This is a genomic window from Agromyces sp. H17E-10 (assembly GCF_022919715.1).
Lineage (GTDB): Bacteria > Actinomycetota > Actinomycetes > Actinomycetales > Microbacteriaceae > Agromyces.
On sequence record NZ_CP095042.1, the window covers coordinates 2,544,349 to 2,555,983 of the forward strand.

At 70.2% G+C, this 11,635-nt stretch carries 14 protein-coding genes; 9 read left to right on the forward strand and 5 right to left on the reverse strand.

The window, feature by feature from the left end:
• Positions 1-7 precede the first annotated feature (7 nt).
• Positions 8-1,321 (reverse strand): M23 family metallopeptidase, encoded by a 1,314-nt coding sequence (locus tag MUN74_RS11525; RefSeq protein ID WP_244852276.1) that lies wholly within the window; start codon positions 1,319-1,321, stop codon positions 8-10.
• 183 nt (positions 1,322-1,504) lie between these two features.
• On the opposite strand from MUN74_RS11525, the gene MUN74_RS11530 reads away from it, so the two are divergent.
• From MUN74_RS11530 to MUN74_RS11540, 3 genes are all read left to right on the forward strand, one after another.
• Positions 1,505-1,954, forward strand: coding sequence for a DUF2871 domain-containing protein (locus MUN74_RS11530; RefSeq protein ID WP_244852278.1), 450 nt, complete (start codon positions 1,505-1,507; stop codon positions 1,952-1,954).
• Between the two features lie 92 nt (positions 1,955-2,046).
• Positions 2,047-2,274: a hypothetical protein gene (locus tag MUN74_RS11535; RefSeq protein WP_244852280.1), complete on the forward strand. Its 228-nt coding sequence runs from the start codon at positions 2,047-2,049 to the stop codon at positions 2,272-2,274.
• A 153-nt stretch (positions 2,275-2,427) separates the two neighbouring features.
• Positions 2,428-2,865, forward strand: coding sequence for a hypothetical protein (locus MUN74_RS11540; protein ID WP_244852282.1), 438 nt, complete (start codon positions 2,428-2,430; stop codon positions 2,863-2,865).
• A 36-nt stretch (positions 2,866-2,901) separates the two neighbouring features.
• Here the strand turns inward: MUN74_RS11540 and MUN74_RS11545 are convergent, their stop codons facing one another.
• The 3 genes from MUN74_RS11545 to paaI form a co-directional block, all read right to left on the reverse strand.
• Positions 2,902-3,531 carry a TetR/AcrR family transcriptional regulator gene (locus MUN74_RS11545; protein ID WP_244852284.1) on the reverse strand — a complete coding sequence of 210 codons (630 nt, stop codon included), beginning with the start codon at positions 3,529-3,531 and terminating at the stop codon, positions 2,902-2,904.
• Between the two features lie 68 nt (positions 3,532-3,599).
• Complete coding sequence (gene paaK, locus MUN74_RS11550; protein ID WP_244856435.1) at positions 3,600-4,901, reverse strand: phenylacetate--CoA ligase PaaK; 1,302 nt, start codon at positions 4,899-4,901, stop codon at positions 3,600-3,602.
• A gap of 112 nt (positions 4,902-5,013) precedes the next feature.
• A complete protein-coding gene (gene paaI / locus MUN74_RS11555) occupies positions 5,014-5,556 on the reverse strand; it encodes a hydroxyphenylacetyl-CoA thioesterase PaaI (protein WP_244852286.1) in 543 nt (180 codons plus the stop codon).
• A gap of 16 nt (positions 5,557-5,572) precedes the next feature.
• Between paaI and paaA the strand changes: the two genes are divergently transcribed.
• The 6 genes from paaA (at position 5,573) to MUN74_RS11585 (ending at position 10,443) form a co-directional block, all read left to right on the forward strand.
• Positions 5,573-6,556, forward strand: a complete 984-nt coding sequence (gene paaA / locus MUN74_RS11560) for a 1,2-phenylacetyl-CoA epoxidase subunit PaaA (protein ID WP_244852288.1) — start codon at positions 5,573-5,575, stop codon at positions 6,554-6,556.
• Positions 6,556-6,861 (forward strand): 1,2-phenylacetyl-CoA epoxidase subunit PaaB, encoded by a 306-nt coding sequence (gene paaB / locus MUN74_RS11565; protein ID WP_244852289.1) that lies wholly within the window; start codon positions 6,556-6,558, stop codon positions 6,859-6,861. Before paaA ends, paaB begins: the two co-directional genes overlap by 1 nt.
• Complete coding sequence (gene paaC, locus MUN74_RS11570) at positions 6,858-7,745, forward strand: 1,2-phenylacetyl-CoA epoxidase subunit PaaC (protein ID WP_244852290.1); 888 nt, start codon at positions 6,858-6,860, stop codon at positions 7,743-7,745. Before paaB ends, paaC begins: the two co-directional genes overlap by 4 nt.
• Before the next feature lie 5 nt (positions 7,746-7,750).
• The gene (paaD, locus tag MUN74_RS11575; RefSeq protein ID WP_244852291.1) at positions 7,751-8,281 is read left to right on the forward strand and encodes a 1,2-phenylacetyl-CoA epoxidase subunit PaaD; all 531 of its coding nucleotides are present in this window, start codon (positions 7,751-7,753) and stop codon (positions 8,279-8,281) included.
• Positions 8,281-9,540 (forward strand): 1,2-phenylacetyl-CoA epoxidase subunit PaaE, encoded by a 1,260-nt coding sequence (gene paaE / locus MUN74_RS11580; RefSeq protein ID WP_244852292.1) that lies wholly within the window; start codon positions 8,281-8,283, stop codon positions 9,538-9,540. The genes paaD and paaE overlap by 1 nt, the downstream gene beginning before the upstream one ends.
• A gap of 111 nt (positions 9,541-9,651) precedes the next feature.
• Positions 9,652-10,443 (forward strand): enoyl-CoA hydratase/isomerase family protein, encoded by a 792-nt coding sequence (locus MUN74_RS11585; RefSeq protein ID WP_244852293.1) that lies wholly within the window; start codon positions 9,652-9,654, stop codon positions 10,441-10,443.
• 21 nt (positions 10,444-10,464) lie between these two features.
• Here the strand turns inward: MUN74_RS11585 and MUN74_RS11590 are convergent, their stop codons facing one another.
• A complete protein-coding gene (locus MUN74_RS11590) occupies positions 10,465-11,625 on the reverse strand; it encodes a hypothetical protein (RefSeq protein ID WP_244852294.1) in 1,161 nt (386 codons plus the stop codon).
• Positions 11,626-11,635: the final 10 nt, after the last annotated feature.

An 11,635-nucleotide genomic window follows, 5' to 3' on the forward strand; every position in this document is an offset into this window, starting at 1 on the left:
GCGGCGCCTACCGCTCCAACTCGGCGAAGTCGCTGATGCTGCGCCCGATCGGGAACTCGTCGACGCGCTCGCCGGGCCGGGGCGCGTCGACGATCCGCTCGCCGTCGGGCGAGATCATGCCCGAGGCGACGAAGCGGTCGACGACCCACGGCACGTTGTCCGCCGTCATCAGCGGGCCGCGCTGCAACTGGAAGTGCAGGTGCGCCTGGCTCGTGTTGCCCGAGTTGCCGAGCCGCCCGATGATGTCGCCGCGCCGCACGTCGTCGCCCGGCTCGACCGTCGCCGAGCCCTGCTCCATGTGGGCGTAGAGCGCGAAGACACCGTCGCCCAGGTCGAGGACGACCGCGTTGCCGGTGGCCTGGTCGACGGAATCCAGCTGCGGCAGCTCGCCCGGGGCGATGTCGGGTCGGTCCGACACGACGCTGAGGACCTTCGCGTCGGCGACGGCGAGGAGCGGCTCGCCGAACGCGAGGTAGCTCGCATTCTCCGACGGGTCGCCGACGTGCGTCGCCGGGATCGAGGGGTCGATGCGGAGGAAGTCGATGCCGTACTCCTCGGCGGCGTTGAGCCGACCGCCGACGGGGATCACGACGTTGCTGTGCATGTTCAGCGCCTCGGTCTCGATCCCGTTGGTCGCGACCCAGTTCGCGCCGGCGAGCGGCGGACCGATCACGAGCGGCGGCCGGCCGCCCGTGACGACGGCGCCGCCGAACTGCGCGACCTCGTCGGGGTAGACCGGCGCGAGCCGGCCGTCCTCGGGCGTCGCGGGGGCGAACGTCGCGGTGAGGCGATGGACGATGCGCTTCGGCACCTCGTCGGTCGAGGGGTACGTGTCGCGCAGCACGATGACGGCGGTCCGTCCGGTCGGGATCACCGAGGAGCCGCCCATGATCGTCGTCGAGTCGCCGACGATCATCGTGTTCGCAGCGAGCCGCGCCTGGTCGCGCTTTTCGATGACCGCGCCGTGCTCGTCGCCTTCGAGGGTCTCGAGCTGCGTCAGGGTCGCGGCGCGCGGCGAGGTGTTGAGCACGGTGAGCTCGTACGCGATCCAGTCGAGGCCGTCCGATCCCTCGACCGGCACGACCTCGTGACCGATCGTGTCGATGACGAGCGGCGTGAACGCGAGCACCGACTCGTCCTCGTAGCCGGGCATGATCCCGGTGCCGGTAGCCCGGCCGGCAGCCGGGTCCGACGTCTGACCGGGAGGCGGGTTCGTCGCCGCAGCCCCCGAGGTCGCCTGGCCCTGGGTGCACCCGGCCAGCAGTGGGATCGCGAGCGCGACGACCATCGCACTCGCGAGAGGGAGCCGAAGTCGCCGCATGTGCACAGCATCCTCGGATTCGCCCCGCCGCGCGATCCCGCGAACGGGTGTGGTGCGCCGGGCAGGGGCTCGAACCTTCGGACGATGCGGCACGACGCCGACCTGCGCCAGACTGGGCGCGAACGCGCCGACCAGGGCGCATGCGAACGCGCCTGCCTGGGCGCGACCGAAGGAGCGACATCCATGAACCGTCTCTTCACCGCCGCCGTCGTGTACCTCGTGCTCGGCCTCGGCGCCGGCCTGTACTACCGCGAGTTCACGAAGGCCAACGACTTCGTCGAGGGCACGTACACGCAGTTGTCCGTCGCGCACACCCACCTGCTCGCGCTCGGCCTGCTCGTGATGCTCATCGTGCTCGCGCTCGAGAAGGTGTTCACCCTCAGCGCGAGCCCGCTGTTCGGCTGGTTCTTCTGGGTGTATAACGCGGGCGTGCTGCTCACGAGCGCGATGATGGTCTGGCACGGCTCGCTCACGGTGCTCGGTCAGGAGTCGAACGCCGCGATCGCCGGCATCGCCGGACTCGGGCACATCATCGTCACTGCTGGGTTCATCCTGCTCATGCTCGCCCTGCGCAAGGGCATCACGGCCTCGAAGCGGGCCGACGCCGCGGCATCCGCGCCGGTCGCGAACTGAGCCGCGGGTACGGGGCGCCACCTCAGGGCCGCCCCGTAGCCGAAATAGGGCGATGTCCGGATGCCGCGCCGCCACCTCAGGGCGGAGGCTGAGTGTCGACCGAAGGAGTCGACACCATGTACGTCTCGGAGACCGCATTCCCGCACCTCGCCGCCGAGGCCGACGCGCGCCTCGCGCGTACGCTCGAGCGGCGTCGCGTGATCGCCGAGCGCCTGGCTGAGGCGGGCGACCAGACCCGTCGTCTCGGGCGCAGGGCCCGTCGCGGGTGGTTCCAGCGCTCGGCGGTGCCGGCGCACTCGGCACTCAGCGTCACCGCGTGACGATGCCAGGCGGTCGCGAAGACCCCGACAAGTCGGGCGGGTAACCGGCGCGATGCCGAGCATCCACCGATGATCAAGGCGATCAGTAGGGCGACAGTGACAGCCCCCATACCGCAGGCTGGCTCGCGTGCTTGACGCTAGAATCAACCCGCGATGGCAGCGCAATCGACGAAGCTGGGTCGCACGGGTGTCGCAATCGCCTGTGCGGGGGCGCTCGTCGCCTGCACTTCCAGCCCGGATCCGACGCCGACCCCGACATCGACTGATGCGGAGCTTCGAATCGTCACCAATCACACCCCCGAGCCGAGCGGCATGGAGGCCCTCCTCAACGGGAGCCTCGCGACCGACGACGAGGGTTGCGTGTTCGCGCAAACCCGCGACAGGAGAGTAAGCCTGGTTTGGCCGGACGGATACTCCGTCCGCGGGGACTTGACGTCTTATGAGGTTGTCGATGGCGACGGGATCGTCATCGCGAAGTCGGGCGAAGAATTGGCGATCGGCGGGGGCGGCGGCGCGACCGATCATTCGTGGGCCAATGCGGACTGCATCGTCGGCGATATCTGGATCGTCGGCGCCGTGAGCCAGGCCTGACCAGGAGCCAGGCCAAACCAGCCGCTGGGCGGCTCGTCAGCGCAGCAGCTCTTCGACCCGATTCTCGGTCGGCATGCGCAGACCGTCGAGCGCGATCGCGATGACGTCGTCGGCGAGCCGGTCGGCGTTCTCGCGGCCGCCGGGGCGGTACCACTCGACGATCGAATTGATCATGCCGAACGCGAGGCGCGACACGACGCGCGCGTCGATATCGCTGCGGAGGGTGCCCTCGGACTGGGCCTCGGCGACGATCGCGGTCACGCGCTTGTCGAAGTCACGACGACGGGCGAGCGCGCGGCGCTCCACCTCGGTGTTGCCGCGCACGCGCAGCAGCAGGGTGACCGACGGCAGCTCGTCGACGAGCACGTGCACGGCGCCGCGGAGCACCCGGTCGAGCCGGTCGGCGGCGCGACCGCCCTCGGCGTCGCTCTCGTCGACGACGCCCTCGAGTCCGCCGAGCGCGGCTTCGAGGGCTTGGTCGAGGATCTCGTCCTTCGACGCGAAGTGGTGGTAGATCGCCGACTTGGACAGGCCGAGGCGTTCGGCGAGCACGCCCATCGACGTCGCGTCGTAGCCGAACTCGTTGAACGCGGCGACGGCGACGTCGAGGATGCCCTGCCGGTCGTAGCCGGGCCGGCCCCGTCGCAGGTTTCCGTTCTCGCTCATCGCCCCAAGTCTCTCAGGTCGGGTCTCGATACGGCGCTGGCGCGCCTACTCGACCACCGGTGTCAGCCTCACCCGTTGCGCAGGTCGTACACGCGCTTGTACTTGCCCTCGCTGCGCGGGAGCGTTCCGGGCTCCTCGAGCTGCACGACCACGGTCGAGCCGACGTGCACCTTGATGCGCTGCGCGAGCACGGCGGCCGCGGCCTCGCACGTCTCGACCGAGAGGTCGGGGTGTCGTTCGATGCGCACCTTCAGCGCGTCCATGCGCCCCTCCTTCGAGAGCTCGAGGATGAAGTGCGGCGTGAGCTGCTCGATGCCGAGCACGAGCTCCTCGATCTGCGTCGGGAAGAGGTTCACGCCGCGCAGGATGATCATGTCGTCGTTGCGGCCCGTGATCTTCTCCATGCGCCGCATCCCCGGCCGTGCCGTGCCGGGAAGCAGGCGGGTGAGGTCGCGCGTGCGGTAGCGGATGACCGGGAACGCCTCCTTCGTGAGCGACGTGAACACGAGCTCGCCGATCTCGCCGTCGGGCAGCACCGCGCCCGTGTCGCCGTCGATGATCTCGGGCAGGAAGTGGTCCTCCCAGAGGTGCGGGCCGTCCTTCGTCTCGAGGCACTCGTTGCCGACGCCGGGACCCATGACCTCGCTGAGGCCGTAGATGTCGAGCGCATCGAGCGCCAGCCGCTCCTCGAGCTCGCGGCGCATCTCGTTCGTCCACGGCTCGGCGCCGAGCACGGCGACCTTGAGCGACGTCGAGCGCGGGTCGATGCCCTGCTCGGCCATGGCGTCGGCGATCGTGAGGAGGTAGCTCGGCGTGCAGAGGATCGCGTCGGGCTCGAAGTCCATGATGAGCTGCACCTGCCGGGCGGTCTGCCCGCCAGACATCGGGATGACGGTCGCGCCGAGCGCCTCGATGCCCGCGTGGGCACCGAGACCGCCGGTGAACAGGCCGTAGCCGTAGGCGTTGTGCACCTTCATTCCGGGGCGGATGCCGCTCGCCCGCAGTGACCGGGCGACGAGCGACCCCCAGCGCTCGAGGTCGCCCTTCGTGTAGCCGACGACCGTCGGACGCCCGGTCGTGCCGCTCGAGGCGTGGATGCGCGCGACCTCCGACATGGGCACCGCGAACATGCCGAAGGGGTAAGTCTCGCGCAGGTCGGCCTTGGTCGTGAACGGCAGCTTCGCGACGTCGGCGAGCGAACGGATGTCGCGGGGGTGCACGCCCGCCTCGTCGAACTTGCGCGTGTAGAGCGGGACGTGCTCGTAGGCGTGCGCGACGGTCTGCTGCAGTCGTTCGAGCTGGAGCGCCTCGATCTCGGCGCGGCTCAGCCGCTCCTCGGGCTCGAGCTCGTCGGCCGCGGGCGGGCGCAGGCCCGAGACGGAGGGGAGGGTGCTGGGGGAGTTGGTCGTCGTCGACACGGTGGCTCCTGGGAGTGGGATGGGCTGGGGTCTCGACACAGGGGAGGGTTGCGGAGCCCGCAGGTCAGAAGGTGCGGTTGGTGGAGATCGACCGGCCGCGGAACTCGGCGACCGGCTCGCCGTGCTCGTCGACGACCGACACGTCGTAGAGGCCGGTCCGGCCCGAGCGGGTACGTCGCACGGCCGTCGCCGTGAGCTTCTGGCCCGCGTGCGTCGACTTGAGGAAGGTGATGTCGGCGCCTGCCGCCACGGTGACGCGGTCGTCTTCGTTGCACGAGATCGCGAACGCGGTGTCGGCGAGGGCGAAGACGAGGCCCCCGTGGGTGATGCCGAAGCCGTTCGTCATCTCCTCGCGAACGACCATGCTGACGACGGCGTGGCCGGGATCGTCGCGTTCGACCACGAGTCCGAGCCACGCTGCGGCGCGGTCGCGCCGCATCATCTCGCGATTGAGGCCGTCGGCGTCGGTCGCGGCATCCGTCATCTCGTACTCCTCATCGAGTGGGGCGTCATTGTCGGGCGCCGAGTTCGAATATATACTAACTGAACGATCGGTTGGTAATATCGGGATGCCGCGGCACGCGTCGCGACCGGCACCGACCGCCACAACCCAGGAGTCGACGATGACCGCACCAGCAGACCTCCGCCCCGTGACGGGGGAGGCGTCCGATGCCGACGGCCAGGCCGCGTTCGACGCGATCATCGCCGCCGACTCGCGCATCGAGCCCCGCGACTGGATGCCCGAGGCGTACCGCAAGACGCTCATCCGGCAGATCAGCCAGCACGCGCACTCCGAGATCATCGGCATGCAGCCCGAGTCGAACTGGATCACGCGGGCGCCGAGCCTCAAGCGCAAGGCGATCCTGATGGCCAAGGTGCAAGACGAGGCAGGCCACGGGCTCTACCTCTACTCGGCCGCGCAGACGCTCGGCATCGGGCGTGAGGAGATGATGCAGCAGCTCATCGAGGGGCGTGCCCGGTACTCGTCGATCTTCAACTACACCACCCCGACCTGGGCCGACATGGGCGCGATCGGCTGGCTCGTCGACGGCGCCGCGATCTGCAACCAGGTGCCGCTGTGCCGCGCCTCGTACGGCCCCTACGGCCGGGCGATGGTGCGCATCTGCAAGGAGGAGTCGTTCCACCAGCGGCAGGGGTTCGAGATCCTGCTCGAGCTCATGCAGGGCACGCCCGAGCAGCGGCAGATGGCGCAGGACGCCGTCGACCGCTGGTACTGGCCGAGCCTGCAGATGTTCGGTCCGCCCGACGATCAGTCGCCGAACTCGGCGCAGTCGATGGCGTGGAACATCAAGCGCTTCTCGAACGACGAACTGCGCCAGCGCTTCGTCGGCATGCTCGTGCCGCAGGCCGAGGTGCTCGGCGTCACCCTGCCCGACCCGAACCTGCGTTTCAACGAGGAGACGGGCGAGTACGACATGAGCGAGATCGACTGGACCGAGTTCAACGAGGTCCTCGCCGGTCGCGGGCCCGCCAACGCCGAGCGGCTCCGCCGGCGCCGCGAGGCCCACGAGGAGGGCGCCTGGGTGCGCGAGGCCGCCGCCGAGTACGCCCGCAAGCAGGCCCTGAAGCAGAAGGAAGTGGCGTGATGTCGACCCCCGGTGAGACCGGCGCCGAGGCCTGGCCCCTGTGGGAGGTCTTCGTGCGCGCCAACCGCGGCCTGAGCCACGTGCACGTCGGATCGCTGCACGCACCCGACGCCGACATGGCCGTGCGCAACGCGCGCGACCTCTACACGCGCCGCAACGAGGGCGTGTCGATCTGGGTCGTGCCGGCCGTCGCGATCACGACGAGCGACCCCGACGCGAAGGGTGCCTTCTTCGAGAGCCCCGCCGGTAAGAACTACCGCCACGCGGTCTACTACACGAAGAGCGAGGGGGTGAAGCACCTGTGAGTGCGGATCTCGATACGCCTCCTGCGTCGGCTACTCGATCACCGGAGGGACACGGCGACGTCACCGTCGACCGGCTCGCGCTCGCCGACGAGCTCGCCGGCCAGGCCGACGACGGCACCGCCCGCGTCGCCTCGCCCGAGGTCGCCGAGTATGCACTGCGCCTCGGCGACGACGCCCTCGTGCTCGCCCAGCAGCTCGGCATGTGGATCACCCGCGCGCCTGAGCTCGAAGAGGATGTGGCACTCGGCAACATCGGCCTCGACCTGCTCGGCCACGCCCGCTCGCTGCTGCACTACGCCGGCACCGCCACGGGCCGCAGCGAAGACGACCTCGCCTACTGGCGCGACGAGCCAGAGTGGCGCAACGCGTGGCTCTTCGAACAGCCGAACGGCGACTTCGCCTGCACGATCGCGCGTCAGCTCGTGGCATCCCTCTATCTCTTCGAACTGTACGGCGCGCTCACCGACTCGACCGACCCGACCCTCGCCGCGATCGCGGCGAAGGCCGTGAAGGAGGTCGACTACCACCGCGACCACGCCGTGCAGTGGACGCTGCGTCTCGCCGGCGGCACCGAGGAGTCGCGTCGGCGCATGATCGACGGCGTGACCGTGACCTGGCCGTACGTCGACGAGCTGTTCGAGGACGACGAGCTCATCGAGGGCCTCGCCGCCGAGGGCGTCGCGGTGCTGCCGTCGTCGCTGCGCCCCGCGTTCGAGGCGGCGATCGACGCCGTCTTCACCGAAGCGGAGCTCGAGCGGCCGACGGGCCGCACCGCCTACACCGCCTCGGGCGGCGGGCGCCGCGGTTCGCACACCGAACGGCTCGCGCCGCTGCTCGCCGAGATGCAGGTGCTCGCCCGGCAGCATCGGGGTGCGACGTGGTGACCGCGGTGACCACTGCCGGTCGAGGAGCGCCGACGCGAAGCGGCGACGCGTCTCGAGACCACGCTTGGGCGGTCGCCGCGACGGTGACCGACCCCGAGATCCCCGTGCTCACGATCGAAGACCTCGGCGTCCTGCGCGCGGTCGACGTCGCCGACGACGGGTCGGTGCGCGTGCAGATCACCCCGACCTACAGCGGGTGCCCCGCGATGGACGCGATCCGCGACGACGTGCTGCTCGCGCTCACGCACGCGGGCTACGACCGGGTCGACGTCGAGCTCGTGCTCGCGCCGGCGTGGACGACCGACTGGATGAGCGACGCCGGCAAGGAGAAGCTGCGCCGCTACGGCATCCAGGCGCCGACCGGCAAGGCGGCGGCGCGCGATGCCGGGCCGGTACGCGTGCAGCTCGCCGTGAAATGCCCCCGCTGCGACTCGCTCAACACCCGCGAACTCGCCCGCTTCGGCTCGACGTCGTGCAAGGCGCTCTACGAGTGCCGCGACTGCCTCGAGCCCTTCGACTACTTCAAGGTGCTCTGATGGCGGCGAAGAACCTCGGTTCCACCTCTGAGCAGGTTGAGGAGCGAGCGCAGCGAGCGTCTCGAAACCAGCCGGGATTTCGAGACGGCGCTGGCGCGCCTCCTCAATCGGCTGCGGCCGAGGTCGCCGAGGCGTTCCTCGCGTCGGCCGTCGGCGGCGAGCACGTGCCCAAGCGCCGTCGCGCCCGCTTCCACTCGCTCGAGGTCGCCGAAGTGCGTCCGCTCACGAGCGACTCGGTCGAGGTCACGTTCGCGGTGCCCGACGATCTCGCCGACGAGTACACGTACCTGCCCGGCCAGTACGTCGCCCTCCGCAAGGAGCTCGAGGGCTACGAGCGCCGGCGCAGCTACTCCATCTGCCGTCCGCCCGAGCGCGGCAGCCTCTCGGTCGCGATCAAGCGCGACCTCGGCGGCGTCTTCTCGACGTGGGCGAACTCCGAGCTGCGGGCGGGCGACACGCTCGACGTCATGAGCCCGCAGGGCACGTTCACCTCGACCCTCGACGCGCTCGACGGCAAGCACGTCGTCGGCATCGCGGCGGGATCGGGCATCACCCCGCTGATGGCGCTCGCGCAGGCCGTGCTCGCCCGCTCCGCGACATCCCAGTTCGAACTCGTCTACACGAACCGGTCGACGCTCGACGTGATGTTCCTCGAGGAGCTGGCCGAGCTCAAGGACCGCTATCCGTCGCGCCTCGCGCTGCACCACGTGCTCTCGCGCGAGCAGCGCACCGCGCCCCTGCTGTCAGGCCGCATCGACGCCGAGAAGCTCGGCACGATGCTCGACGTGCTGATCCGCCCCGAGACGGTCGACGAGTGGTTCCTGTGCGGGCCGTTCGAACTCGTGCAGCTCGCCCGCGACACCCTCGCCGAGCGCGGCGTGCCGACCGGGCACGTGCGCTACGAGCTGTTCACGACCGACGCCGACCAGGTCGAGCCGCGGCACGGACGACCGGTCGTCGTGCAGCAGGGTGAGGAGACGGTCGCGATCGAGTTCACGCTCGACGGCCAGTCGTCGACGGTCGAGAGCCCGGTGTCGGCGAACGAGTCGATCCTCAACGCGGCGCTGCGCGTGCGCCCCGACGTGCCGTTCGCGTGCGCGGGCGGCGTGTGCGGCACGTGCCGTGCGCGGGTGGTCGAGGGCAGCGTGAACATGACCGAGAACTACGCGCTCGAACCCGACGAGCTCGAGCGCGGATACGTCCTCACGTGCCAGTCGCACCCGAAGTCCGAGCGCGTCGTGGTCGACTATGACGTGTGAGCTCGTTGCGGGGGTGCTTTCCCGCAACATCTCACGCGATCGCGAGCGGAATCTTGCGGAAAAGCACCCCCGCAATGGAGCGGTCAGGTGTGCATCGAGAGGAGCAACCAGGTGATCGAGTTCACGGTCGACGAGGAGACCCGGGTCGGCGAAGTCGTGCTGAACGCCCCCGACAAGCTCAACGCACTCGACGAGCGGGCCATCGGAGAGCTCGCCGCGGCCTACGCCGAGGCGCAGCGGCTCGCCGACGCCGGCGACCTGCGCGCGCTCGTGCTGCGCGGCGAGGGGCGCGCGTTCTGCGCGGGCCGCGACATCTCGGGCGTCGACCCGCGTGAGGACGACGTGCTCGGCTACCTCGGCGGCCGCGTCGAACCGCTGCTGCACACGATGGCTGGGCTGCCCGTGCCGACCTTCGCCGTCGCGCACGGCGCCTGCCTCGGCGTCGGGCTCGGCCTCCTCATCGCGAGCGACATCGTCTACGTCGCCGACACCGCGAAGATCGGCTCGCCGTTCGCCAACCTCGGCGCGACCCTCGACTCGGGCGGCCACGCCCTCTTCGTCGAACGCCTCGGCGCCCACAAGACCATGGACCTCATCGTCACGGGCCGGCTCATGACCGGCGACGAGGCGGTCGCGTCGGGGCTGTTCAGTCGCGCCTTCCCGGCTGACGAGGTGCTGGATGCCACCCGCACGGCGGCCCGAGCCGCCGCGACCGGGGCGACCCAGGCGTTCGTCGCCTCGAAGATGCTCGTCGCGTCGCTGCGCGACGACCGGCTCGGCCTCTGGGCCTCCATGTCGGAGGAGAACCGTGCCCAGGCCGCGCTCTGCGACACGGCCGACTACCGCGAGGGCTTCGCCGCGTTCCAGGAGAAGCGCAGGCCCGTGTTCACCGGGCGCGGCTGAGCTCGGCGCTCCTCCACGTGGTCAGCGCTGCCCCGTGAGCGACTCGAGCAGCGGGATGACGAACCAGATGCCGACCATCACGACGATCGGCAGCACGGCGAGCACGGGGATGCGGCCCTTCAGGCGTCGACCCTGGGGCGCCACGCCGCGGGGAATCGCCGGCACCGCGACCGCCGCGGCCGATGAGGCAGTCGAGGCAGAAGCCGAGGCCGCTCCGCCCGGCTCGGCGAGCCGCTCGTCGCGCCATCGCTCCCAGCGGTCGAGCTTCGCGTTCAGCACGTCGATGGTCGCGAAGACCCACTCCCACATCGCCTGGTCCGTGGTCGAGAGCGGGCGTGCGCCGTTCGAGTACAGGTAGAGCCGGTCGTCGACGATCTCGAGGTCGAACTCGGCGATCGTGTCGATGAACCGCGCCATGATGTCGGGCGTGAACAGGTACAGCGCGTCGGCCTCGTAGCCCTCGGGGCAGTACAGGGCGAAGTACCGGTCGAAGTCGCCCTCGAGCGACAGTCGCTGCCCAGTCGCGAGCGGGGTCGGCAGGTTCGACCCGAGCACCTTCGAGTTGTTGCGCTGCGCATCGAGCACGATGTGGGGCAACGGGCGTTCGAGCGTGATCTCGAGGTACGACCACGAGAACGTCTCGTGGGTCTTCGTGGACTTCACGACGTAGCGGTAGTTGCCGACCTCGACGGGCCGCGGGCCGGCGGGCCGGACGACTTCGCTCGCGACGCGGTCCGTACCGATCCCGAAGATCATGCCGGGCGAGGCGGGGTCGACGATCCGCGGGACGAACTCGAGCCCGTTCGCTGCAGCGAATCGACTCACCCGGTAGCGAGCCTCGCCGACGCGGTTCGGCGCACGCGCGATGAACCAGGCGAGGCACGCCACGAACGCCGCGGCGCCGAAGAACGCGACCTGGAACACGCGGTCGGACGACATGTCGGCACCGGCCTGCTCGAGCAGCGGTGACACGAGCATCACGACGAGCGCGAGCGGCAGGGCGAGAATGAACGCCGCGATCACGCCGAGCACGATCACGAGGATGACGCCGAGCGCCTGCGGCCGGCCGCTCGTCGGCCGGAATCCGTTGTCGAACTCGTACGCGCGCACCGCGCCCTGATCGACGTGCTCCGTGAGCGGGCCGAAGTCGAGCTGCGTTCGTGCGGTCGGCGTCGCGGTCATCCGCCGATGC

What these genes read in the sequence shown, in the direction of transcription:
- MUN74_RS11525 (WP_244852276.1), bottom strand. Translation starts at nt 1,321, where the DNA reads ATGCGGCGACTTCGGCTCCCTCTCGCGAGTGCGATGGTCGTCGCGCTC.
- MUN74_RS11530 (WP_244852278.1), top strand. Translation starts at nt 1,505, where the DNA reads ATGAACCGTCTCTTCACCGCCGCCGTCGTGTACCTCGTGCTCGGCCTC.
- MUN74_RS11540 (WP_244852282.1), top strand. Translation starts at nt 2,428, where the DNA reads ATGGCAGCGCAATCGACGAAGCTGGGTCGCACGGGTGTCGCAATCGCC.
- MUN74_RS11545 (WP_244852284.1), bottom strand. Translation starts at nt 3,531, where the DNA reads ATGAGCGAGAACGGAAACCTGCGACGGGGCCGGCCCGGCTACGACCGG.
- paaA (WP_244852288.1), top strand. Translation starts at nt 5,573, where the DNA reads ATGACCGCACCAGCAGACCTCCGCCCCGTGACGGGGGAGGCGTCCGAT.
- paaB (WP_244852289.1), top strand. Translation starts at nt 6,556, where the DNA reads ATGTCGACCCCCGGTGAGACCGGCGCCGAGGCCTGGCCCCTGTGGGAG.
- paaE (WP_244852292.1), top strand. Translation starts at nt 8,281, where the DNA reads ATGGCGGCGAAGAACCTCGGTTCCACCTCTGAGCAGGTTGAGGAGCGA.
- MUN74_RS11590 (WP_244852294.1), bottom strand. Translation starts at nt 11,625, where the DNA reads ATGACCGCGACGCCGACCGCACGAACGCAGCTCGACTTCGGCCCGCTC.